The organism is Pseudomonas sp. S2_A05, assembly GCF_054668485.1.
In genome coordinates this window covers 2,826,574-2,851,839 of record NZ_CP162775.1, presented here as the reverse complement: position 1 = coordinate 2,851,839, position 25,266 = coordinate 2,826,574, and the positions used below count along the sequence as shown (strand labels likewise).

Genomic DNA, 25,266 nt, shown 5'->3' with positions numbered 1-25,266 from the left:
CTTATTCCTTGTCCTTGAGCACGTCGGGACGCAACACTTCTGGTAAAAACGCGCGGTGGAAACCATTGAATGATTCGCTGTGGCTGGCCTTGTGCAGCGGCCAGGCGCGACTGCCGAGGCTGGCGGCGCCGTCGATTTTCACTGTGGTGCCACTGATGAATGCCGCCGCCGGGCTGAGCAGAAACACGATCGCCGCACTGACTTCCGATTCGGTGCCGATACGCTTGAGCGGCACATGCTCGCGCAGGGTCGGAATCACCGCTTTGAATGCGCCTTCGTAAGTGTCCATGCCGCTGGACGCAATCCAGCCCGGCGCCACCGCGTTGACCCGGACCCCGGCGTAACCCCACTCGAACGCGGCAGTCTTGGTGAAGTTGTCCATGCCCGAACGCGCCGCGCCAGAGTGGCCCATGCCGGGCATGCCGCCCCACATGTCAGCGAGCATGTTGACGATGCTGCCGCCATGTTTGCTCATCGACTGGTTGAACACTTCGCGGGCCATCAGAAAGCCGCCGACCAGATTGGTCCGCAGCACGGTTTCGAAGCCCTTCTGATTGATCGAGGCCAAGGGCGACGGGTATTGGCCGCCGGCGTTGTTGACCAGGCCGTGGATCGGCCCGTGTTCGGCGATCAGCTCTTTGACCAGTTGCTTGACCGCTTCTTCATCGCGGATATCGCAGGCCTTCCAGTGCGCGCGGCCGCCGTCCTCGGTGATTTCGGCGGCGACTTTTTCCAGCTTTTCCGGCTTGCGCCCGACCAGCAGCACATTGGCGCCGAGCGCCGCCAGTTCATGGGCGGTGCAGCGACCGATGCCGCTGCCGCCACCGGTGACAATCAGGTTCTGGCCGCTGAACAGATCGGCGCGGAAAATCGACGCGTAAGCCATGCACACCATCCTCTAGTCGAGCTGTTCGGCGATGCTCTGCGGCACCGGGATCTGGATTTCCAATAGTTGCTGGGCGAAGGCTTTGCCTTGCGGGTCGATGCGCAGACTGGCGACACCGCCACCGCCGAGGGCGTTTTCCAAAAGAAAGTTGAGGCTGTGGGTGCCGGGCAGATACCAGCGTTCGACACGCCCGAGAAGCGGATCGAGGACGTGCCGCATCCAGTCGACCACCACCGAGGTGGTCAGCGCCTCGGCGATCCACGGCAGGTAATCGGGATGGCGCGGCATCACGCCGATATTGCTGTGGTTGCCCTTGTCGCCGGAGCGCGCCACCGCCAGTTTCACCAACGGCACACTGGCATCGGCGCGGCCCAGGGGGTTCGGTGGTTGCTGGGCGATCGGCAAATCTGCACTGTCCAGAGCCACCGGGTCGGGCAGGGCGCACGGATGACGTTCGCCTGCGATGTCGACTTGCAGGGTGCAGGCGCTTTTATCGATGAGGAAAGAGAACAGACGGATGAGGGGGTATACGGTCGGACGACCGCCGACGATGCCGGTCAAGCCCGGCGCCATGCCGGTCGCGGCCTGGGCGATCTCTCTGGAAAACAGTACCAGTGCGCGTTTGTCGGGATGGCGCACGGCGATTTTGATCACCACTTCACGGCTGTCGCGGCGCTGGCCGTGGGGGCCGTAGGTGGCTTCGCTGCCGAGCAGTTCGACATGGGTTTCGCTGTACGGCGCCCAGCCGCGCAGGCTGAACATCTCGGCGGTCTTGTCGATGATTGCCTGACTGACCCGCCGCGCCTTGTCCACTGCGTCGATGCCGGCCATCAGGCAACTGGCGGTGCAGCGAAAACCGTCCGGGTACGTGGCGCTGACCTTGTATTTATCGTTGGGCGGCAGGCCTTTGGCACCGTGCACGTGCACGACGTTTTTGCCCTGTTGCTGGAGTTTGACCTGGCTGAAATCGCAGATCACGTCTGGTAACAGATAGGCCTGCGGATCGCCGATTTCGTAGAGCATCTGCTCGCCGACCGTCAATGGCGTGACCAGTCCGCCGGAGCCTTCGGGTTTGCTGACGAGGAACTGGCCATCGGCGCTGACCTCGACGATCGGAAAACCGATGTGCTCGTAATCCGGCACCTCGCGCCAGTCGGTGAAATTACCGCCGGTGCACTGCGCGCCGCATTCGATGATGTGCCCGGCCAGTGCGGCCTGGGCGAGTTTGTCGTAGTCATGCCACGACCAGCCGAATTCGTGAACCAACGCCGCACTGACCACGGCGCTGTCGACCACCCGGCCGGTGATGACAATGTCGGCACCCAGGCGCAGCGCTTCGACTATCCCCGGCGCGCCGAGGTAGGCGTTGGTCGACACGCACATCCGCGGAAGCGGCGCGCCGCTGAACATTTCGCGGACGTCGGCGGGGCTTTTGAGCTGTCCTTGCAGGTCATCGCCGAGCAACACGGCAATCTTCAGCTGGACCCCAGCCTGGTCGCAGGCCGCTTGCAGGGCCGCCGCGCAAGCCTGCGGATTGACCCCGCCGGCATTGCTGATCACGCGGATTTTCTGTTCGGCCAGTTGCGTCAGCAGCGGCGCCAGCACTTCAACGAAGTCACCCGCGAACCCGGCCTGTGGGTCTTTAAGACGCGCACCAGCCATGAGCGACATGGTGATCTCGGCCAGATAATCGAACACCAGATAATCCAGGTTTCCGCTGGAGACAAGCTGGGCGGCAGCGGTGGAGGTGTCGCCCCAAAAAGCACTGGCGCAGCCGATTCGCACGGTGGTTGGCATTTTTATCTCCGACTCAGGGATCTGCGACAGAAGTGTCTGGAGGCTACCAAGCAAGCGCTTGGTTTGTAAACAGGCGAAACATTCTTCTGCCCAAGCGCTTGCTTGGTGCCCGCGCGCGGCTTAAATTGCGCGCAACCCTGCGGTTACAGGGGGCAACACACTGATCGACTGTAGGAGAGAACGGGTGGACGAGCAAAAAGCCCTGCGGGTCATGCGCGAACTGGTCGACCAAGGCCAGTTGACCGACCCGGACAGCGCCCGTGGCAAATTGCTGCAAGTGGCGGCTCACCTGTTTCGCAACAAAGGCTATGAGCGCACCACAGTGCGTGATCTGGCCAGTGCTGTGGGCATTCAGTCGGGAAGCATTTTTCATCACTTCAAAAGCAAGGATGAAATTCTCCGCGCGGTGATGGAGGAAACCATCCGCTACAACACCGCGTTGATGCGCGCAGCCTTGGCCGAGGCGAGCGATGTGCGCGAAAGGGTGCTGGCACTGATTCGTTGCGAGTTGCAGTCGATCATGGGCGGCAGTGGCGAGGCGATGGCCGTGCTGGTGTACGAATGGCGCTCATTGTCCGAAGACGGCCAGGCTAAAGTCCTCGCTTTGCGTGATGTTTATGAAGACATCTGGTTGCAGGTTCTGGGCGAGGCCAAGGACGCCGGCTTTATTCGCGGCGACGTTTTTATTACCCGACGTTTCCTTACCGGCGCACTGTCCTGGACCACCACCTGGTTCCGTGCCGGCGGCAGTTTGAGCCTCGATCAACTCGCCGATGAAGCGTTGATTCTGGTCCTCGAAGCGCGTTGAACGGTTGTCGGACGGGCCGGGAAACTGGCTAAGTCGGCGAAACCGCCTAGCTTGAATGCATTGATCGCTATTTTTTTCGGGGAGTGGGGTGTTTTGAAGTCTTCGCCAATTCGGACAGCCGCCGGGCTGCTGCTCGCTGCGCTGGCTGCGTTATGGGTATTGCCCGCTCAGTCAGCGCAATTGGTCCGGGTCGGCGCCGCGCATTTCCCGCCTTATACGATTCGCCCGGAAAACGGCGCCGACACCGGCCTGTTGCCGCAATTGGTCGAGGCGCTGAACCGCTCGCAGAGCGACTATCAATTTGTCCTGGTGCCGACGTCGATCCCGCGCCGCTTCGGTGATTTCAAGCAAGGCCGCATCGATATGGCGATCTTCGAAAACCCCGAGTGGGGCTGGAAGGACATTCCCCACGACGACGTCGACATGGGCCTGGAAGACGCCGAGATTTTTGTCGCGCAACGCGAAGACGGCCGCCAGCAAAACTACTTCTCGAGCCTGTCGGGCAAACGTCTGGCACTGTTCAGCGGTTATCACTACGAATTCGCCGACTTCAACGCCGACCCGAAATATCTCGCGAAAAACTACAACGCGACGCTGACCTATTCCCACGACAGCAACCTGCTGATGGTCCTGCGCGGGCGCGCCGACATTGCCCTGGTCACACGTTCCTATCTGTTCGATTACCTGCTGCGCAACGAGAAGGTCCGCGATGAGCTGTTGGCGTCGCAGCGTACCGATCAGATCTATCACCATTACGCGATTCTGCGGCCAAGCGCTCCTATCACCGGCGAAGCCTTCGGCAACCTGTTGCAGCGTTTGCGCGACAACGGCGAATTGCTGAGGATTTTCGAGCCGTACAGGATTGCCGTGATGCCGGCGCCTCATCACTGAAGCGCTAATTGCCTCTCGCGCTTAAATTTCCCCTCCCGGCTCACGTCACTTCGTTGAACTGTCGACGATTACGTGAGCCCGACCCATGTCCAATCTGAATGACCTGACTGCCCTGGCTCTGCCCTCGGGCAGTCGATTGATCGCTGATGCTACCGAGAGCCGACTGAGCCTGAGCCTGGACGGGCAACCGTTGATTCGGCTGCGCCTGGACCGCGAGGCCAATGGCCCGATCCAGCTTGATGAACGTTTTGCCCTGCCGCCCGGGCAAGCCTTGTGGGCCGCCTGTTATTGGTTGTTCGCCCGTGATCCGGCGTGTCGGCAATTGACCTGGCAACTCGATCAGCCGCCGACCGAGGCCTTGCGCAGTGGTCTGCTGATCAATACCGAAGTTGCCGGTGAGTATCGCTGCGAGCGCACGTTGTTCTGGCAATTGCCGCAGCCGTGGCTGGGCACTTCACTGACCGGCAGCTATCCGCAGCAAATGGTCATCAGCCACGGCAAGCGCCATCCGCTGCGACCGGTGAAGCCGCGCGGTGAAGTCTATCGGCGTTTCGATGCGCGGCTCGGCGCATGGATTTCCTTGCGAACGCTGGAAATCGAAGAAGATCTGTCGCGCTTCAATCGCTGGCAGAACAGCCCGCGCGTGGCGAGTTTCTGGCAGGAGGAGGGCAGCCTTGAGCAGCATCGCGAATACCTCGGCAAGCTCGAGGCCGATCCGCACACGCTGACGCTGATCGGCTGTTTTGACGATCAGCCATTCGCCTATTTCGAAGCCTACTGGGCCAAGGAAGATCGCATCGCGCCGTTTTACGATGCCGGTGATTACGACCGTGGCATTCACATGCTGGTCGGCGAAGAAAGTCATCGCGGCCCGCATAAAGTGGCGAGCTGGTTATCGGCGCTGGTGCATTACCTGTTTCTCGATGATCCACGGACCCAGCGCGTGGTCGCCGAGCCACGTGCCGACAACGCGAAGATGATCGGGCATATGCACAACCAATGCTTTCACTGCGAGAAGGAATTCGATTTTCCGCACAAGCGCGCGGCGCTGATGATTCTGGGCCGGGAGCGGTTTTTTGATCGGTGCCCATTGGCCTGATGTGTTCGGCCTCGGAATTTCGTTGGGTCTGAGGCCGCTTTCGCGAGCAGGCTCGCTCCCACACTGGGTTTGTGTCGTTGATCAAACCCTGTGGGAGCGAGCCTGCTCGCGAATGGCTTGACGCAGAATCCGGATCCTAACGACGACCCGCAATCACCGCATCCCGCCGACTGCCCGAGACCTTGCGGCAGTGCACCAAAGCATCACGAATCATGAAGTTGACCAGGGTGGGCGATACGCCCAGTTCCTTGGCGATGTCTTTCTGCGGCACGCCGTGCAGACGGTACATCTCGAAGGCATAGCGGGTGCGGCTGGGCAGCTCGGTCAGCGCATCGGCGATGTGTTCCAGAGTCGAGAAGTTGATGTGCGAAGTTTCCGGCGAAGCGCCCTGAATCACCACGTTCAAGCCTTCCTCTTCCGGGCCTGAGTATTTCTGTTCGAGCGCCTGCTTGCGGTAGTGATCGATGGCGAGGTTGCGCACGATCTGGAACAGGTAGCTCAGCTGAGCCTTGATCGACGACGTGATCGGCGGGGCCGATTGCAGTCGGAAAAACGCATCCTGAACCACGTCTTCGGCACGAGACCTGCAACCGGTAATACGGGCTGCAATCTTGACCAGAATCAGTCGATTGTCGACGAATGCCTGAAGTAGCGGTGAATCGCACCTGCTTGTGGATACTTGTTCCGTCATGGAAATCACCTTGCTGCCAATAGGTTAGTGGGAGGGCCTCGGGGGACGGCGCCGTCCTACACATCGAGCGACAAATTATGTTGAATGATAATGATTGTCAAATGAGAAAGAGAAGTAGTGCTGTAAGTCGATGTGTTTTGCCAACTGCGACACGCCGCCGCACCTTGGCCCCGCTGGACGTCGCCTCTGCCGACTAATTATTTCCACACTCCATCCGTTCTCATTGGTGAATGGCCCGGGTGCAGATCCCCGGCCTCAGCGCATTCCGATGCCTTGCGCGGTCGGCACAGACCGCGCACCGCACGCCTCTCGACAGGTGTGACGCAGCCACCCGATTCCACTTGCAAGCCGAATTCAGGCAGGAAACCTCATGACCGACGCGTTCGAACTCCCCAGCACCCTGGTCCATGCCCTCAAGCGTCGCGCAGTCCTGACGCCGGACCGACTGGCCTTGCGTTTTCTCGCCGAAAACCCGGAGCAGACCGTGGTGCTCAGCTATCGCGAACTGGATCAACGCGCGCGCACCATCGCCGCTGCGTTGCAGGCTCAGGCTGGATTCGGTGAGCGTGCGGTACTGCTGTTTCCCAGCGGCGCGGACTATGTCGCGGCGTTTTTCGGCTGCCTGTATGCCGGTATGATTGCGGTACCGGCCTATCCGCCGGAATCCGCCCGTCGTCATCATCAGGAGCGTTTGCTGTCGATCATCGCCGACGCCGAGCCCGGCTGTTGCTGACCAGCGCCGATCTACGCGACGCCTTGCAGCAAATAGACGGCGCGCCGCCGCTGTTGTGCGTCGACACTCTGGACAGCGCACTGGCCGAACAGTGGGTTGAGCCGCCCCTGCCGCCCGAGCACATCGCATTCCTGCAATACACTTCCGGCTCCACCGCGCTGCCCAAGGGCGTGCAAGTCAGCCATGGCAATCTGGTCGCCAATGAACTGCTTATCCGTCACGGCTTCGGGATCGACGTCAACCCGGACGACGTCATCGTCAGCTGGTTGCCGCTGTATCACGACATGGGTCTGATCGGCGGTCTGCTGCAACCGATTTTCAGCGGCGTACCGTGCATTCTGATGTCGCCGGCGTACTTCCTCGGCCGGCCGTTGCGCTGGCTGGAAGCGATTGCCGAATACGGCGGCACCATCAGCGGCGGCCCGGATTTCGCCTACCGTTTGTGCAGTGAGCGGGTCAGCGAGTCGGCCCTTGAGCGCCTCGATCTCAGTCGATGGCGCGTGGCCTATTCCGGTTCCGAGCCGATTCGCCTCGACACCCTTGAACGCTTCGCGGAAAAATTCGCTGCTTGCGGTTTCAGCGAAAACAGCTTCATGGCTTCGTACGGTCTGGCCGAGGCCACCCTGTTTGTCGCTGGCACACCGCGCGGCACCGGCATCCCGGCGCTGCGCGTGGACGATCAGGCGCTGGCGCAAAACCGCGCCGAGCCGGGCGACGGCAGCGCGATCATGAGCTGCGGCATCAGTCAGCCTGAGCACGCGGTGCTGATTGTCGATCCCAACACGCTCGAGGAACTGACCGACAATGCCGTCGGTGAAGTCTGGGCCGCCGGCCCGAGCATCGCCCACGGTTACTGGCGCAACCCCGAAGCCAGCGCCAAGACTTTTGTCCAGCACGCCGGCCGCACCTGGTTGCGCACCGGCGACCTGGGTTTTATCCGTGACGGCGAACTGTTCGTGACCGGGCGCCTGAAAGACATGCTCATCGTCCGTGGCCATAACCTGTATCCGCAGGACATCGAGCAGACTGTCGAGCGCGAAGTCGAAGTGGTGCGCAAGGGGCGTGTGGCGGCGTTTGCGGTCACTCACAACGGCGAAGAGGGCATCGGCGTCGCTGCGGAAATCAGCCGCAGCGTGCAGAAAATCCTTGCGCCAGATGCGCTGATCAAAGCCATTCGCCAAGCCGTGGCCGAGGCGTATCAGGAGGCGCCAAGCGTGGTGGTGCTGCTCAATCCGGGCGCGTTGCCGAAAACTTCCAGTGGCAAACTGCAGCGCTCGGCGTGCCGCAATCGTCTGGCTGATGGCAGCCTCGACAGTTACGCGCAGTTCCCTTCGATTACAGCGGCAACGGAAACCGCGACCAGCAGCACTTCGGATCTTGAAGCGTTGATCGGGCAAATCTGGGCCGAGCAACTCAACGTCAAGCAGGTCAGTGGCGATGACCATTTCTTCCTGCTCGGCGGCAACTCGATCGCCGCCACGCAAGTGGTTGCGCGGGTTCGCGAAGCACTCGATGTGGAGCTGAGCCTGCGCCTGCTGTTCGAAGCGCCAACCCTGTCCACCTTCGCTGCCGCTGTGGCGCAGCTAAAACAGGACGGCGGGAGCGCTCCAGGTCCGATCAGCACCTTGTCGCGCAGCGAACCGATGCCGCAATCGCTGGCACAAAACCGTCTGTGGATCACCTGGCAACTCGATCCACAGAGCAGCGCCTACAACATTCCCGGTGGTCTGCGCCTGCGTGGCGAGCTGGACGTAAACGCCGTGCGCAACAGCTTCCAGCAACTGATCGAACGCCACGAATCCTTGCGCACACGTTTCTTCGAGCGCGACGGCGTGGCATTGCAGCAAGTGCTCGCTGATGCCGAATTCAACCTGCAACTGATCGACATCAGCGACCTGCCAATGTCCGAGCGTGAAGCCCGTGCCGAGCAGATTCGCGAAGACGAGGCGCGCACTCGGTTCGATCTGGAAAAAGGCCCGTTGCTGGCGGTGACACTGGTGCGTCTCGATGACGAAGAACATCAACTGCTGGTGACCCTGCACCACATCATCGCTGACGGCTGGTCGCTGAATATTCTCCTCGACGAATTCTCGCGCCTCTACGCGGCGGCAACCCAAGGGACGCCGGCGACACTGGCAGCGCTGCCCACGCAATACGCCGATTACGGCAACTGGCAGCGGCAATGGCTGGCGCAAGGCGAGGGCGAGCGGCAACTGGCGTACTGGAAAGCGCAGTTGGGCGAAGAACATCCGCCACTGGAACTGGCCACCGATCACCCGCGCTCGGCCAGACACAACCACAGCGCCGCGCGCCACAGCGTGCGCTTGAGTACCGAACTCAGCGAGGCGATCCGCCAGACTGCGCAGGCCCACCAGGCCACGCCGTTCATGGTCCTGCTCGCTGCCTTGCAAAGTTTGCTGCACCGCTACAGCGGTCAGCGCGACATTCGCATCGGCGTGCCCAACGCCAACCGTCCGCGCCTGGACACCCAAAGCCTGATCGGCTTCTTCATCAATACCCAGGTGTTGCGTGCGCAGATCGATTCACGCCTGACATTTGCCGAGTTGCTGAACCAGACGCGCCAGGCCGCACTCGGCGCCCAGGCCCATCAGGATCTGCCCTTCGAACAACTGCTCGAAGCGTTCCCGCAGGCCCGCGATCAGGGCTTGTTCCAGGTCATGTTCAACCATCAGCAGCGCGACCTCAGTGCGCTCAAGCGCCTGCCGGGTCTGCTCGCCGAAGAGCTGCCGTGGCACAGCCGCGAAGCCAAGTTCGATCTGCAATTGCACAGCGAAGAGGATCGCAACGGTCGCCTGAGCCTGTCGTTCGACTACGCCAGCGAGCTGTTCGACGCCGCGACCATCGAGCGCCTGGCCGAGCATTTCCACAATCTGCTCAGCGAAGTTTGCCAACAGCCACAGCAGGCCATTGGCGATCTGCGCTTGCTGACCGCCAGCGAGCAGAGTCAGCAGAAAGACTGGAGCGTGGCCCCGTGCAGCCCGGCGCAACAATGGCTGCCGGAACTGCTCGAGCAACAATTGCGCAAAAACCCGCAACGCACCGCGCTGGTGTGGGACGGCGGTACTCTGGATTTCGCCGAGCTGCACGCGCAGTCCAACCGGCTCGCCCATTACCTGCGCGACAAGGGCGTCGGCCCTGACGTGTGCGTGGCCATTGCCGCCGAGCGATCGCCGCAACTGCTGATCGGCCTGCTGGCGATCATCAAGGCTGGCGGCGCCTATGTGCCGCTTGATCCGGATTATCCGGCCGAACGTCTCGCGTACATGCTCCGCGACAGCGGCGTCGAACTGCTCCTGACCCAGACGCAATTGCTCGAGCGTCTGCCGGCCAGCGATGGCGTCAGCGTGATCGCCATGGATGCGCTGCACCTGGATAAATGGCCGAGCCAGGCACCGGGACTGCGAGTGCACGGCGACAACCTCGCCTACGTGATTTACACCTCGGGTTCCACCGGGCAACCGAAAGGCGTCGGCAACACTCACGCCGCGCTGGCCGAGCGCCTGCAATGGATGCAGGACACTTACCGCCTCGACGAAACCGACGTGCTGATGCAAAAAGCGCCAATCAGTTTCGACGTCTCGGTGTGGGAATGCTTCTGGCCGCTGATCAGCGGCGCGCGGCTGCTGCTTGCCGCCCCCGGCGAGCACCGCGACCCGCATCGCATCGCGCAACGGGTCCAGCAATACGGCGTGACCACGCTGCACTTCGTCCCGCCGCTGCTGGCGCTATTCATCGACGAGCCGCTGAGTGCCGAGTGCACCAGCCTGCGCCGGGTGTTTTCCGGCGGTGAAGCTTTGCCCGCCGAGTTGCGCAACCGTGTGCTGACGCAACTGCCGGCGGTGCAATTGCACAACCGTTACGGGCCGACTGAAACCGCGATCAACGTCACCCATTGGCACTGCACAACTGCCGATGGCGAGCGCTCGCCGATTGGCCGGCCGTTGGGCAATGTGGTCTGCCGCATCCTTGATGCCGATCTCAATCCAGTGCCGGCGGGCGTGCCGGGCGAGCTATGCATCAGCGGTATTGGTCTGGCTCGCGGTTACCTGGGTCGTCCAGCGTTGACCGCCGAGCGTTTTGTCGTCGATCCACTGGGCGAGCAGGGCGCCCGTTTGTACCGTACCGGCGACCGTGCGCGCTGGTCCTCGGATGGCGTGATCGAATACCTCGGTCGCCTCGATCAGCAGGTCAAGCTGCGCGGCTTTCGCGTCGAACCTGAAGAAATCCAGGCGCGACTGCTGGCGCAAAATGGCGTCGCCCAGGCCGTGGTGCTGGTGCGGGAAACCGCTGCCGGCGCGCAACTGATCGGCTACTTCACGGCGAGCGATGCGCATGAGAATGCCGATGAGCAAATCATTCGGCTGAAAGCTGCCCTCGCTGCCGAGCTGCCGGAATACATGGTGCCCGCACAATTGCTGCGCCTTGATACGATGCCGCTGAGTCCCAGCGGCAAACTCGACCGCCGCGCCTTGCCCGAGCCGCAATGGCAGGTGCGTGAACACGTCGAACCGGTCAGCGAACTGGAGCAACAAATCGCCGGGATCTGGCGCGAAGTGCTGGGTCTGAAGCGGGTTGGCCTGCGTGATGATTTCTTCGCCCTCGGCGGTCACTCGCTACTGGCCACGCAAATCATTTCGCGCACACGTCAGGCCTGTGACGTCGAACTGCCGCTGCGCACATTGTTCGAGCACAGCGAACTGGGCGATTACGCCGAACAGATTCGCCTGATCCAGGTCAGCGGCCGCACCAACCCACAGCTGCCGATCAGCAAAGTCGACCGCAGCCAAGCGGTGCCGTTGTCCTATTCGCAGCAGCGCATGTGGTTCCTCTGGCAGATGGAGCCGGACAGCCCGGCGTACAACGTCGGCGGCATGGCGCGCTTGCGCGGCGTGCTGCACGTCGAGCATTTCGAGGCGGCGTTGCAGGCGCTGATCCTGCGTCATGAAACCCTGCGCACTACATTCCCCAGTGTCGACGGCATTGCCCGCCAACAGGTGCATGCCGAGACCGGCGTGCGCATGGGCTGGAAGGATTTCTCCAGCCTGCCGGCAGAAGTCCGGGAGCTACAAGTCCAGCAACTGGCCGATGCAGAAGCGCACCAGCCGTTCGATCTGGAAACCGGTCCGCTGCTGCGCGCCTGCCTGGTCAAGACCGCCGAGCACGAGCATTACTTCGTCCTGACCTTGCACCACATCGTCACCGAAGGCTGGGCGATGGACATCTTTGCCCGTGAACTCAGCGCGCTGTATGAAGCGTTCGTCGATGAGCGCGCCTCGCCGCTTGAGCCGCTGCCGGTGCAATACCTCGACTACAGCGTCTGGCAGCGCCAGTGGCTGGAATCCGGCGAGCGCCAGCGCCAGCTCGATTACTGGACCGCGCAGCTCGGTCGCGAACATCCGCTCCTCGAACTGCCCGGCGACCGTCCGCGTCCACCGGTACAGAGCCATCAGGGCGAGCTGTTCCGTTTCGATCTGAGTGACGATCTCGCCGCGCGGGTGCGGGCGTTCAACGCGCAAAACGGTCTGACCCTGTTCATGACCATGACCGCCGCGCTCGCCACATTGCTCTACCGCTACAGCGGCCAGACCGACCTGCGCATCGGCGCGCCGGTGGCCAACCGCATTCGCCCGGAAAGCGAAGGGCTGATCGGGGCGTTTCTCAACACCCAGGTGCTGCGTTGCCGGCTCGACGGGCAGATGTCGGTCGGCGAACTGTTCGAGCAGGTGCGCCACACCGTGATCGAAGGCCAGTCCCATCAGGATCTGCCGTTCGATCATCTGGTCGAAGCCTTGCAGCCGCCACGCAGCGCGGCTTACAACCCGCTGTTCCAGGTGATGTGCAACGTGCAGCGCTGGGAATTCCAGCAGAGCCGCACGCTCGCTGGGATGACTGTCGAGTACCTGGCCAACGATGCGCGGGCGACCAAGTTCGATCTCAATCTGGAAGTCACCGACCTCGACCATCGCCTCGGCTGCTGCCTGACTTACAGCACCGATCTGTTCGACGAGCCGACCATCGAACGCATGGCCAGTGCATTGGCGCAACCTGCTTGAAGCGTTGATCGCTGATCCGCAGCAACGGCTCAGTGAACTGCCGCTGCTCGACAACACCGAGCAACAGCACCTGCTCGACAGCCTCGGCATCGAGCCGGGCGAGCATCGTCTCGATCAGTGCATCCATCATCTGTTCGCCGAACAGGCACTGGCGCGCAAAGACGCACCAGCACTGACTTTCGCTGGGCAGACCCTGAGCTACGCCGAACTCGATGCCCGGGCCAATCGTCTGGCCTGGGCGCTGCGTGAACGCGGGGTCGGCCCGCAAGTGCGGGTCGGTCTGGCGCTGGAGCGTTCGCTGGAAATGGTCATCGGCCTGCTGGCGATTCTCAAGGCGGGCGGCGCCTATGTGCCGCTGGATCCGGAATACCCGCTCGACCGCCTGCATTACATGATCGAAGACAGTCGCATCGGCCTGCTGCTCAGCGATCGGGCGATGTTCGAAGCCCTCGGTGAGTTGCCGCCAAGCGTGGCGCGTTGGTGTCTGGAAGATGACAGCGCCGGGTTGGCCGACTACCCGGCCAGCGAGTTGCCGTTTATCAGCCTGCCGCAACATCAGGCTTATCTGATTTACACCTCCGGCTCGACCGGCAAACCGAAAGGTGTGGTGGTCTCCCACGGTGAAATCGCCATGCACTGCCAGGCCGTGATCGAACGCTTCGGCATGCGCCCGGACGACTGTGAACTGCATTTCTATTCGATCAACTTCGACGCTGCCACCGAACGTCTACTGGTGCCGCTGCTCAGCGGTGCGCAGGTGGTACTGCGGGCGCAAGGGCAGTGGGACGCGGAAGAAATCTGCGGCTTGATTCGCACGCATCGAATCAACGTCCTCGGTTTCACGCCGAGCTACGGCAGCCAGTTGGCGCAGTTCCTTGCCACGCAGAATGAAGTCCTGCCGGTGCGCATGATCATCACCGGCGGTGAAGCGCTGACCGGCGAGCATCTGCAGCGCATTCGCGCGGCATTCCAACCGGCGCAGTTTTTCAATGCTTACGGCCCGACCGAAACCGTGGTCATGCCGCTGGCCAGTCTGGCGCCGCAGGTGCTGGAAGAGGGCGCGGGCAGTGTGCCGATCGGTAGCGTGATCGGGTCGCGGGTCGCCTACATTCTCGACGCCGATCTGGCCGTGGTGCCGCAAGGCGCGACCGGTGAACTGTTCGTCGGTGGCGCCGGTCTGGCCCAGGCCTATCACGACCGTCCGGGCATCAGCGCCGAGCGTTTCGTCGCTGACCCGTTTGCCGCTGATGGCGGACGCATGTACCGCACCGGCGACCTGGTGCGCCAGCGTGCCGATGGTCTGGTCGAGTATCTGGGGCGGATCGACCATCAAGTGAAAATCCGGGGCTTCCGCATCGAACTGGGCGAAATCGAAACGCGCCTGCTCGATCACCCTTCGGTCCGCGAAGCAGTGGTGCTGGCGCTGGATGCGCCGAGTGGCAAGCAGTTGGTGGGTTACCTCGTTACGGAGGTCGCCGGGCAAGGCGAAGCGCAACAGGCTGAACTGCGCGAAGCGCTCAAGTCGCACCTCAAGGCGCAACTGCCGGATTACATGGTGCCGACTCACCTGATGCTGCTGGCGAGCATGCCGCTGACCGCCAACGGCAAACTCGACCGCCGCGCCTTGCCGGCGCCGGATCTGGAGCTCAATCGTCAGGACTATGTCGCACCGAGCAACGAGCTGGAACAGACCCTGGCGCAGATCTGGTGCGACGTGCTCAACGTCAGGCAGGTCGGCCTCAACGATAACTTCTTCGAACTCGGCGGCGACTCGATTCTGTCGATTCAGGTGGTCAGCCGCGCGCGTCAGCAGGGCATTCATTTCAGTCCGCGCGACCTGTTCCAGCACCAGACCGTGCAGACCCTCGCCGCAGTCGCCAGCCGCACCGAGCAGGTGATGGCCGAGCAGGGCCTGGTGGATGGCGAATCGCGCCTGACACCGATTCAGCACTGGTTCTTCGATACGGACATTCCCCAGCGTCAGCACTGGAATCAGGCGCTGTTGCTGGAACCGACTGCGCGCCTTGAGCCGCAACGATTGCAGCAAGCTTTGCAGGCGGTGATCGAACAGCACGATGCGCTGCGTCTGCGTTTCACTGAAACCGATGATGCATGGCAAGCGACGCATCAAGCGCTGACGAATGAGGATGTGCTCTGGCAAGTCAGCGTCGATTCGCTGGATCAGTGCGAAGCCCTGTTCGCCGACGCGCAACGCAGTCTGCATCTGCACAACGGCCCGTTACTGCGCGCGGTGCTGGTCGATGTTGCGGATGTTCAGCAACGCCTGTTCATCGCCATCCACCACTTGGTCGTCGACGGCGTTTCCTGGCGCGTGTTGCTGGATGATCTGCAAACCGCGTATCGCCAGCTCGACGCTGCGCAGCCGCTAAAACTGCCGGCGAAAACCAGCGCCTTCAAGGACTGGGCCGCGCGATTGCAGGCCTACGCCGGCAGCGAATCGCTGCGTGAGGAATTGAGCTGGTGGCAGGCGCAACTGGCCGGGCCGAGCGCTGATCTGCCTTGCGAAAACCCGCAGGGCGGCAGGCAGAATCGCCATGCGCAAACCGTCAGCGTACGGCTCGATGCCGAGCGCACCCGACAGCTGCTGCAACAGGCACCGAGCGCTTATCGCACCCAGGTCAACGACCTGCTGCTGACCGCGCTGGCCCGTGTGCTGTGCCGCTGGAGCGGCCAGCCCTCGGCACTGATTCAACTGGAAGGACACGGTCGCGAAACCCTGTTCGACGAGATCGATCTGACCCGCACCGTCGGTTGGTTCACCAGCGCTTATCCGCTGCGCCTGACCCCGCACAACATCGAAGAGGCCGCCGGGCAGGGCGCTTCGATCAAGGCGATCAAGGAACAACTGCGCGCCGTTCCGCATAAAGGTCTCGGTTATGGCGTGTTGCGTTATCTGGCCGATGACGGCTGCCGCCAGAGCATGGCCGCGCTGCCACAGGCGCCGATCACCTTTAACTACCTCGGCCAGTTCGACCAGAGCTTCGGCGCCGATGCGCTGTTCCGTCCGCTGGATGAAGCGGTCGGTGCCGCCCACGATCCGCAGGCGCCGTTGCCCAACGAGGTGAGTGTCGACAGTCAGATTTACGGTGGTGAATTGCTGCTGCGCTGGACCTTCAGTGATGAGCGTTACGAGGCGCAAACCATTAACGATCTGGCCGCCGCCTACCTCGGTGAGTTGCAAAGCCTGATCGCCCACTGTCTGCAAGACGAGGCCGGCGGCCTGACACCGTCGGACTTCCCGCTGGCGAAACTGACTCAGGCACAACTCGATGCCTTGCCGGTGCCGGCCGCGCACATCGAAGATGTCTACCCGCTGACGCCGATGCAGGAAGGCATGTTGCTGCACACCCTGCTCGAGCCGGGTACCGGCCTGTACTACATGCAGGATCGTTACCGCATCAACAGCGAGCTCGATCCCGAGCGTTTCGCCCGGGCCCGGCAAGCGGTGATCGCCCGTCATGAAGCACTGCGCGCGTCGTTCTGCTGGAACGTCGGCGAAGACATGCTGCAAGTGATTCACACCCCGGGTCGCACGCCGATCGAGTATCTGGACTGGAGCGCCATCGCCGAATCCGAGCAGGAACCGAAGCTGCAAGCGCTGCTGAAAAGCGAGCGCGAAGCCGGGTTCGATCTGCTCAATCAGGCGCCGTTTCACCTGCGCCTGATCAAGGTCGGCGCGGCGCGTTACTGGTTCATGATGAGCAACCACCACATTCTCATCGACGCCTGGTGCCGTTCGCTGCTGATGAACGACTTTTTCGAGATCTATACCGCCCTCGGTGAAGGTCGCGAAGCGCAGTTGAGCGTGCCGCCGCGTTATCGCGATTACATCGGCTGGCTGCAACGCCAGAACCTGGCCGAGGCGCGGCATTGGTGGCGGCATAATCTGCAAGGCTTCGAGCGCACCACGCCGATCCCGAGCGACCGCCCGTTCCTGCGCGAACACGCTGGTGAAAGCGGCGGCATGATCGTCGGCGACCGCTACACCCGCCTCAATGTCGAGGACGGTGCACGGCTGCGGGAGCTGGCGCAGGCACATCAACTGACCGTCAACACCTTCGCCCAGGCTGCGTGGGCTCTGGTTTTGCGGCGTCTGAGCGGTGATCGCGACGTGCTCTTCGGCGTCACCGTGGCCGGGCGGCCGGTGGACATGCCGGAAATGCAGCGCACCGTCGGCCTTTTCATCAACAGCATCGCCCTGCGGGTGAAGATGCCTGCGGACGATCAGCGCAGCAGCGTGCGCCATTGGCTCAGCGCTTTGCTCGACAGCAACATGCAACTGCGCGAGTACGAATACCTGCCGCTGGTGAATATCCAGGAACAGAGCGAATTGCCCAAAGGCCAGCCGCTGTTCGACAGCCTTTTCGTCTTCGAAAACGCCCCGGTGGAAGTCTCGGTGCTTGATCGTGCACAGAGCCTGAATGCGAGCTCGGATTCAGGCCGCACCCACACCAACTTCCCGTTGACGGCGGTGTGCTACCCGGGCGATGACCTTGGCTTGCATTTGTCGTATGACCAGCGTTACTTCGACGAATCGACGGTCGAGCGCATGCTCAGTGAGTTCAAGCGCCTGCTGCTGGCGCTGGTCGACGGCTTCCATGGCGACATGGCCGATTTGCCGCTGCTGGGCGACGAAGAACGCGACTTCCTGTTGCACGGTTGCAACCAGAGCGGCCACGACTATCCGCTGGAGCAAAGCTATGTGGCGCTGTTCGAAGCGCAGGTCGCGGCGCATCCGCAGCGCATCGCCGCCAGTTGCCTCGATCAGCATTTGAGCTATGCCGAACTGAATCACAACACCAACCGCCTCGGCCATGCCCTGGTCGCTGCCGGTGTGCGCATGGACCAACCAGTGGCGCTGCTGGCCGAGCGTAATCTCGACCTGCTCGGCATGATCATCGGCAGCTTCAAGGCCGGCGCTGGTTATCTGCCGCTGGATCCGGGCCTGCCGAGCCAGCGTCTGAGTCGCATCATCGAGCTGAGCCGCACGCCGTTGCTGGTGTGCAGCGCCGCTTGCCGTGAACAGGCGCAGACCTTGCTCGAGGAGTTTGGCTGTTCGAATCGTCCGCGCCTGCTGGTGTGGGAAGAGGTGCAGGCGTCGGCGGCAGCGACGCACAATCTCGGCATCCATAGTGGCCCGGATAATCTCGCCTATGTGATCTACACCTCGGGTTCGACCGGGCTGCCTAAAGGCGTGATGGTCGAGCAGCGCGGCATGCTCAACAACCAGTTGAGCAAACGTCCGTACCTCGACTTGAGCGAGGCCGATGTGACTGCGCAGACCGCCTCGCAAAGCTTCGACATTTCCGTCTGGCAGTTCCTCGCCGCGCCATTGTTCGGCGCGCGGGTCGACATCGTACCGAACGCGATTGCCCACGATCCGCAAGGTCTGCTGGCGCATGTGCAGGCGCAGGGCATCACTGTGCTGGAGAGTGTGCCGTCGCTGATTCAGGGCATGCTCGGCTCCGAGCGTCTGAGCCTCGACGGCTTGCGCTGGATGCTGCCGACCGGTGAAGCGATGCCGCCGGAACTGGCGCATCAATGGCTGCTGCGTTACCCGGATATTGGTCTGGTCAATGCTTACGGCCCAGCGGAATGCTCGGATGACGTGGCGTTCTTCCGTGTCGACATGGCCTCGACGCGCGGCAGTTACTTGCCGATCGGCACGCCGACCGACAATAACTTGCTGTACCTGGTCGATGGCGCGCTGGATCTGGTGCCTTTGGGCGCGGTGGGTGAGTTATGTGTTGCCGGCACCGGTGTCGGTCGCGGTTACGTCAGCGATCCGCTGCGCACCGCGCCGGTGTTTGTGCCGAATCCGTTCGGCGCGCCGGGCGAACGCTTGTACCGCACCGGTGACCTGGCGCGGCGCCGCGCTGACGGCGTGCTGGAATACGTCGGCCGCGTCGATCATCAAGTGAAGATTCGCGGTTACCGCATCGAGCTCGGTGAAATCGAAGCGCGCCTGCACGAACAACCGGAAGTGCGCGACGCGGCGGTTGGTGTGCAGGAGGGCGTCAACGGCAAGCATCTGGTCGGTTATCTGGTCGCGGCCGATGCAGCGCTCAATCCGGGCGAACGCCTGGAGCGGATCAAGCAGCGCCTGCGCGCCGAACTCCCCGAATACATGGTGCCGCTGCACTGGCTATGGCTGGAGCAGATGCCGCTCAATGCCAACGGCAAACTCGACCGCAAAGCCTTGCCGGCCTTGGAGATCGGTCAGTTGCAGAGCGAGGATTATCTGGCCCCGCGCAACGAGCTGGAGCAGACCCTGGCTGATATCTGGGCTGAGGTGCTGAAAGTGGAAAAGGTCGGCGTGCGCGACAACTTTTTCGAACTGGGCGGGCATTCGTTGCTGGCTACGCAGATCGCTTCGCGGGTACAAAAAGCCCTGCAACGCAACGTGCCGCTGCGCGCGATGTTCGAATGCAGCACGGTGGAGGAACTGGCCGAATACATCGATGGGCTGGCGGCCAGCGACATTACGGAGGAGAAGGTCGATCGGTTGAATGATCTGATGGCGGAGCTGGAGGGGTTGTAGTTCTCTAGTGTCTGTACTGGCCCCATCGCGAGCAGGCTCGCTCCCACACAGGATCTGTGGTGTTTACAAAACCCCTGTGGGAGCGAGCCTGCTCGCGAATGGCGTCTGTACATTGCCGTACATTTCCATCCTTGACGATCATTAACCGGCAGCTCAGTCTGCCGGTTCTGTTTTTTCTCGCGGAGGTGGTCGATGCCCTTTTTCACGGTTGACGGACAAGCACTGCACTACATTGATCAAGGCACCGGCCCCGCCGTGTTGCTGGCTGGCAGTTATCTCTGGGATCAAGAGATGTGGGCGCCGCAGATCGCCGCGCTGACCCCGCATTATCGCGTCATCGCCCTGGATCTGTGGGGCCATGGCGAGTCGGGCAAGTTACCTGAAGGCACGACATCGCTGGACGACATCGCCCGACAGGCGCAGGCCTTGCTTGATCATCTGGACATCGACCACGTCACCCTCGTCGGGCTTTCGGTCGGCGGCATGTGGGGCACGCGCCTGGCACTGTCCGCACCGCAACGTCTCAACGGTCTGGTGCTGATGGACACCTACGTCGGTGTCGAGCCGGAACCGACCCGGCAGTATTACTTTTCGCTGTTCAAGCAGATCGAAGACAGCGGCACCATCTCCGACCAATTGCTCGACATCGTCGTGCCGATCTTCTTCCGCCCGGGCATCGACCCGCAATCGGCGCTGTATCAGGGCTTCCGCGCAAAACTGCAGAGCTACTCGCCCGAGCGTCTGCGCGAAAGCATCGTGCCGATGGGGCGCATCACGTTTGGCCGCAACGACCTGTTGCCACGCCTGGGCGAGCTGAACCCGGCGACGACGCTGGTGCTGTGCGGCGATCAGGACAAACCCCGGCCACCCTCGGAAGCACGGGAAATGGCTGAATTGATCGGTTGCCCGTGCGTGCTGGTGCCGGAGGCGGGGCATATTTCCAATCTGGAGAATCCCGGGTTTGTCACTGAGGCGCTGCTGGCGTTTCTCCGCGAGCGCAACTGACACACCGAGTGAGCTTCATTCGCGAGCAGGCTCGCTCCCACAGTTAATCGCATTCCATTGTGGGAGCGAGCCTGCTCGCGAAGGGGCCTCTCAGGTCACCATGCAATCACGAGTGTGAAACTCATCTATAAAAGCATTTGATAAGGGAATGACGTGCAACAGTTCTGGTGGCGTGACCTCAGGGATCTTGAGGACAAGTGGGTCGGGTTGAGTATTGAGGTCAACCGACCGAAATCAAGCAAACCGCCGCTTCATCTGCAAAGTGGCAACAACGGGCGGATGAAGTTGATGCTCAATGAAAGCCCACTCTTCTGGGCGACCATTGCCACCTCATATTACGGTGCTTGGCTGGTTCGCAATCCGCGGCCCGTTCAACTGGAATCGCCATCCGTGCCCCCCATCGTTTCGGCTGACGTTCAGGAGCACTTTGAATTACCCGTCCAAGAGCGCTTCCCGCGCTGGTGTCGCTATTTCATCAACCAGTTGATGAACAATCAGGCGGACTTTCTCTATCCCGGCCACTGGGTGGCGCGCCCTTTATTGCCAGCAGTTAGCCGATACAAACCCGTTGCCGGTCCGGATGGCTGGTATTTTTCCACCCCGGCCGAGGCGTCCAGCCATCTGCCCAACTGGTACGCGCGCGGCGAGGGCATTCTCGACAATGTGCAACCGCATACCGTGCATTGGCTTGATTGGGATTTGGGACACTTGATCGGTCTGCACACGGTGGACCCTTTTGCAGGTCGCCTCAAATGGTGGCGCAAAAAAGCCAGGGAGGGCAGCTTGCCGCCGATTCTGCTCTGGTATGTGGGCGGACTGTGTTCTTACGTGATCATCGATGGACATTACAGATTGCAGGCCGCGCTCGATGAAGGTGTCAAACCTGATTTCATTGTCCTGAGCTCGACCAAAGCCCAGCAAATCAAACCATGCGAAGCAACGCAACAGCGCGTGTTCGGTTCGTTGATGTTGCAGAACGCGAGAAATCCCAAGTTCAACGTTCACACATTCAATCAGGCGCTGATCAATACGTTTGACGACCGTCCCTGGCATTGGGCGGGGACGCACGCCTGGGCCGGTATTTCCTCAGACCAAGCGTGGTGCGCTGAGGTGACAAGCTTTCTCACGGAACAGGGAAACACCGAGCACTTGCAGGACATTATCGAGCGGTGTGAGTACTGATAGACCCGCACCGGTCAGTGGTTGTGAAGACTATTTCGGCCCGAGAATCTTCACCAGCTTGTCCGGCGATGGCGCGCCTTGCTGCTGTTGCAGTTCACCTTTGTCATCCATATAGAAAATCGCCGGGGTGGCTTGCAGTTCGAGGTCTTCCATCAACTGCATGTTGGCCGCGAGTCTGGTTTGCACGGCGACCGGAATGTCTTTCAAAGCCTTGAGGGCGCTGCTCTTACCGGCGCTCTCATGATCTTGCAGGGCCTTGGCCGGGTCTTTCGCCGCCAGCAGTGCGGCTGACTTGCCCGGGCTGTCTTCGCGGATGATGCCGACCATGATGTGGCGCAGTTGCACTTTGCCGGCCTTGACCCATGGTCGCGCCTGTTCCCAGAACATGTTGCAGTACGGGCAGTTCGGATCGCTGAACAGGTACACCGTGCGCGGTGCATCCTTGTTGCCGTCCTGAATCCAGTTGCTCGCCTCGAACTTGGCCCAGACTTCCTTGGACATCGGTGCGTAGACCAGTTTCTGCAACGGCTCGCTGCTCAGGTCCTTGCCGTCGGCGTCGTATAGATTACCCACCACGACGTGTTTGCCGTCCGGGGTCAGGTACAGCGCCATGCCGCGATTCTGGTATTGCGCGGCGTACCCGCGCAGGCCATCAGGGGCGTCGAACTGGCCGACGATCTTCGCGCCCTTGGCTTCGATTTTTTTGATCGCTGCGGGTAGTTCTTCAGCGGCCTGCACCGGCGGCAAGTGCAGCAGGGCAGTGCCCGTGGTCAGCGTCAGCAGGTGGCGGAGGCGGGGCATGGCAGTTTCCTTGCAGAGTTGGCCGGGGCAACGGCCTGATTCGGGCTTGAAGGTGAAGTGTCGAAGGTTTCCAGGGCGCGGGCCAGGCTGGCGTTCGACAGTTCGCCGAGGTGACTGGTCAGCAAGCGACCGTCCGGGCTATAGAACAGCGTAGTCGGTAACGCCATGGAACCCACGGCCTGACCGAGACGGCCGCCGCGGTCGAACAGCACGTTGTTCAGGCTCAGGCCCTGGGTTTCCAGGAACGTCGCCACGCTTTGCATGCTTTCGGCCTGATTGACGAACAAGAACGTCAGATCAGGGCGCTGTTGCTGGGCGTTTTCCAGCACTGGCATTTCTCGCCGGCACGGCGGGCACCAGGTCGCCCACAGGTTGATCACCAGCGGGCCGCCCTGATAGTCGCTGAGCTTGATCTTTTCCCCGGCGGCGTTGCGCAGGGCAATATCCGGCAGCCGGGTGCCCTGTTCGTAGATATTCAGCGACAGGGTGGCAAGCAGCCAGAACGCCACGCCACTGACCACGCCGAAACCCAGCGGGCGACGCAAAGCGGGCCGGCGCCAGCCGCGATACAACGCCGCCAGCAACAGCACGATCACTCCGGGCCAGGCGAGGAAACCGCCGTCGCGCAGATCGATGATCTGCCACGGGTCATTGCGATAGTGCGACCAGTACAGCGCGACAAACGCAATGCGCGCCGCAAGCATGCCCATCAAGAACAGACTGAACAGCGCTGACTCGGGGTTCTCGCCGCCGCGCTTGGCCACTCGCCAGCCGACAAACGTCGCCAGTGCCAGAGCACTGATCAGCAGCAGGTGATTGAGCGCGATGGCGAAAGTGCCGAGGGTGAACGTCAGCATCAGTTGGCGTCTCGGGTGGTGGACCAGCGTTGCAGGAAGGTCTCGGCATCGACCTCGCCGGTGATGCGCTGGCTGCGGCGTTCTTCGCCGTCAGCGCCGATCCAGATGAACGTCGGCGGCCCCGGCACTTTATAGCGACTGAGCAGCTCGCGGCTGGCAGCGTTGTCGGCGGTCACATCCAGGCGCAGCAGGCGCACATCGCTCAGGGCCTGCATGACCTTGGCTTCACCGAACACCTTCTTCTCCATGACCTTGCACGACACGCACCAGTCGGCGTAGTAATCGAGCAGTACCCACTGGCCTTGAGCCTTGGCCGCATCGAGTTCGCGTTGCAGGGCGGCAGGTTCCTTGATCGTGGTGAAGGAATCGTGACCCGTCGGCGCCGCGCTGGCGACAGGGCCGGCGCTGTAGACCTGCAATGGCTGATACGGATCATCACTGCCGCCCGCCGCACCGATCACCAACAAGCTGCCCCACAAACCGAGCAACAGGGACAGCGCGCCAAACATCTGTGCGACGCGGCCAAAACCTTCGGATTGTTTCCAAGCGCTGTAAGCGGCGATCAACAGCAGAGCGCCGCACAGCCCCAGCCACAACGACGGGTCCAGTACCGGGCGCAGCATCAACAATGCAGTGGCAAGAAAGAGGAAGCCGAATATGCCCTTGAGCAGATTCATCCACGCGCCGGGTTTCGGCAGGAAACGGTTGCCCACAGTGACCAGCAGCAACAGCGGCACACCGATGCCGATGCCCAGTGCAAACAGAATCAGACCGCCGTGCAACGCGTTACCGCTCTGCGCGATGTACAGCAGCGCGCCGGCCAGTGGCGCGGTCATGCACGGCCCGACCAACAGACCGGACAATGCGCCCAGCACGCCGGCGCCGATCAGGCTGCCGCCGCTGCGGCTGCGCGACGCATGTTCAAGGCGATCACGCAGGGCCACCGGCAGTTGCAGTTCGAAGAAGCCGAACATCGGCAATGCCAGCACCACGAAAATGGCGGCAAATGCGCCGAGCAACCAAGGATTCTGCAACCACGCCTGCAGGTTTGCACCGAGCAGCGCAGCAATCACGCCCATCGCCGCATAGACCAGTGCCATGCAGATCACGTAGCTGCTGGCCAAGGCAAACCCGCGCCGTGGTGTGGCGCCACTGCCGACGATCATCCCCGCCAGAATCGGCAGCATCGGCAGCGAACACGGGGTAAACGCCAACAGCAGGCCGAGTCCGAAGAACACCAGCAGACTCCAGCCCAGCGCCCGTTGTTGCAGACTGCTGGCCAAAGCCTGATCCGGGGCTTCAGCGCCCGTTACTGCTGCGGCTTTGCCACCCAGATCGATCACCCTGGTTTGCGGTGGATAACACAGACCGGCATCGGCGCAGCCCTGATAACTGACTTTGATCTGACCGCTGGCCGCCGCCGGGATTTTCACTTCAAGCCCTTGGCGATAGACCGGCTGCTCGCCGAAGAACTCATCGCTGTGGGATTCGCCTTCAGGCAACACCGGCTGCTGATCGGCGGCCAGTCCATCGAATTTCAGGCGTTTCTGATACAGGTAGTAGCCGTCAGTGATCTGCCAGAACAGCTGGGTTTCGCCTGAATCCAGACGCTCGGAAGTCAACACGAACGCTTGGTCGACCGGCAAGAAGTCCGGTTTCGTATCGAAAGGATTGTTTCCAGCCTGGGCCAGGCCCGAGATCAGTAACGCAAACAAAACAAAAAAATGACGCATGGAGAAGCCTTGTCCCTGTGCAAGTGAGGTGCACAATGGGCAGCGGCGATTAACCGATGATTAACCGCCATGCCCTTGTCGCAGTGACGTTGGGCGCCATAATGTCAGCTTAATCGGCCAACTGCCTAATCCGCCTTTTTCCTGTGG

Annotated in this window: 11 protein-coding genes and 1 pseudogene; 6 read left to right on the top strand and 6 right to left on the bottom strand. The window is 61.9% G+C overall.

Features of this window, described 5'->3' with window-relative positions:
* Position 1 precedes the first annotated feature (1 nt).
* On the bottom strand, positions 2–886 hold the full coding sequence (locus AB4O12_RS12905; RefSeq protein WP_460062243.1) for an SDR family oxidoreductase: 885 nt from the start codon (positions 884–886) through the stop codon (positions 2–4).
* 12 nt (positions 887–898) lie between these two features.
* Positions 899–2,683, bottom strand: a complete 1,785-nt coding sequence (locus tag AB4O12_RS12900) for an acyclic terpene utilization AtuA family protein (protein WP_460062241.1) — start codon at positions 2,681–2,683, stop codon at positions 899–901.
* 184 nt (positions 2,684–2,867) lie between these two features.
* Here AB4O12_RS12900 and AB4O12_RS12895 point away from each other — a divergent pair, with 184 nt between their 5' ends.
* The 3 genes from AB4O12_RS12895 to AB4O12_RS12885 all read left to right on the top strand — a co-directional run bounded on the left by AB4O12_RS12895 (position 2,868) and on the right by AB4O12_RS12885 (position 5,481).
* Positions 2,868–3,491, top strand: a complete 624-nt coding sequence (locus tag AB4O12_RS12895) for a TetR/AcrR family transcriptional regulator (RefSeq protein ID WP_041478455.1) — start codon at positions 2,868–2,870, stop codon at positions 3,489–3,491.
* A 93-nt stretch (positions 3,492–3,584) separates the two neighbouring features.
* Positions 3,585–4,382, top strand: a complete 798-nt coding sequence (locus AB4O12_RS12890) for a substrate-binding periplasmic protein (protein ID WP_041478456.1) — start codon at positions 3,585–3,587, stop codon at positions 4,380–4,382.
* An 85-nt stretch (positions 4,383–4,467) separates the two neighbouring features.
* On the top strand, positions 4,468–5,481 hold the full coding sequence (locus AB4O12_RS12885) for a GNAT family N-acetyltransferase (protein WP_252876679.1): 1,014 nt from the start codon (positions 4,468–4,470) through the stop codon (positions 5,479–5,481).
* 136 nt (positions 5,482–5,617) lie between these two features.
* Here the strand turns inward: AB4O12_RS12885 and AB4O12_RS12880 are convergent, their stop codons facing one another.
* On the bottom strand, positions 5,618–6,172 hold the full coding sequence (locus AB4O12_RS12880; protein ID WP_008088195.1) for an RNA polymerase factor sigma-70: 555 nt from the start codon (positions 6,170–6,172) through the stop codon (positions 5,618–5,620).
* 370 nt (positions 6,173–6,542) lie between these two features.
* On the opposite strand from AB4O12_RS12880, the pseudogene AB4O12_RS12875 reads away from it, so the two are divergent.
* The 3 genes and pseudogenes from AB4O12_RS12875 (at position 6,543) to AB4O12_RS12865 (ending at position 21,728) form a co-directional block, all read left to right on the top strand.
* Positions 6,543–19,541 (top strand): annotated as a pseudogene (locus tag AB4O12_RS12875) (non-ribosomal peptide synthetase).
* A gap of 192 nt (positions 19,542–19,733) precedes the next feature.
* Positions 19,734–20,546 (top strand): alpha/beta fold hydrolase, encoded by an 813-nt coding sequence (locus AB4O12_RS12870; RefSeq protein WP_460062238.1) that lies wholly within the window; start codon positions 19,734–19,736, stop codon positions 20,544–20,546.
* A 153-nt stretch (positions 20,547–20,699) separates the two neighbouring features.
* Positions 20,700–21,728: a ParB/Srx family N-terminal domain-containing protein gene (locus AB4O12_RS12865; protein WP_460062236.1), complete on the top strand. Its 1,029-nt coding sequence runs from the start codon at positions 20,700–20,702 to the stop codon at positions 21,726–21,728.
* 30 nt (positions 21,729–21,758) lie between these two features.
* Here AB4O12_RS12865 and dsbG read toward each other — a convergent pair whose 3' ends face one another.
* Genes dsbG through dsbD form a run of 3 tightly spaced genes read right to left on the bottom strand, consistent with a single transcriptional unit; the run spans position 21,759 to position 25,119 of the window.
* The gene (gene dsbG, locus AB4O12_RS12860) at positions 21,759–22,529 is read right to left on the bottom strand and encodes a thiol:disulfide interchange protein DsbG (RefSeq protein ID WP_460062234.1); all 771 of its coding nucleotides are present in this window, start codon (positions 22,527–22,529) and stop codon (positions 21,759–21,761) included.
* Entirely contained in the window at positions 22,505–23,386 is an 882-nt protein-coding gene (locus tag AB4O12_RS12855) for a TlpA disulfide reductase family protein (protein WP_236168523.1), read from the bottom strand. Before AB4O12_RS12855 ends, dsbG begins: the two co-directional genes overlap by 25 nt.
* The gene (gene dsbD / locus AB4O12_RS12850; RefSeq protein WP_460062231.1) at positions 23,386–25,119 is read right to left on the bottom strand and encodes a protein-disulfide reductase DsbD; all 1,734 of its coding nucleotides are present in this window, start codon (positions 25,117–25,119) and stop codon (positions 23,386–23,388) included. Before dsbD ends, AB4O12_RS12855 begins: the two co-directional genes overlap by 1 nt.
* Between the last annotated feature and the right edge of the window lie 147 nt (positions 25,120–25,266).

Coding starts and splice junctions, on each gene's coding strand:
- AB4O12_RS12905 (WP_460062243.1), bottom strand. CDS start 886: ATGGCTTACGCGTCGATTTTCCGCGCCGATCTGTTCAGCGGCCAGAAC.
- AB4O12_RS12900 (WP_460062241.1), bottom strand. CDS start 2,683: ATGCCAACCACCGTGCGAATCGGCTGCGCCAGTGCTTTTTGGGGCGAC.
- AB4O12_RS12885 (WP_252876679.1), top strand. CDS start 4,468: ATGTCCAATCTGAATGACCTGACTGCCCTGGCTCTGCCCTCGGGCAGT.
- AB4O12_RS12880 (WP_008088195.1), bottom strand. CDS start 6,172: ATGACGGAACAAGTATCCACAAGCAGGTGCGATTCACCGCTACTTCAG.
- AB4O12_RS12870 (WP_460062238.1), top strand. CDS start 19,734: ATGCCCTTTTTCACGGTTGACGGACAAGCACTGCACTACATTGATCAA.
- dsbG (WP_460062234.1), bottom strand. CDS start 22,529: ATGCCCCGCCTCCGCCACCTGCTGACGCTGACCACGGGCACTGCCCTG.
- AB4O12_RS12855 (WP_236168523.1), bottom strand. CDS start 23,386: ATGCTGACGTTCACCCTCGGCACTTTCGCCATCGCGCTCAATCACCTG.
- dsbD (WP_460062231.1), bottom strand. CDS start 25,119: ATGCGTCATTTTTTTGTTTTGTTTGCGTTACTGATCTCGGGCCTGGCC.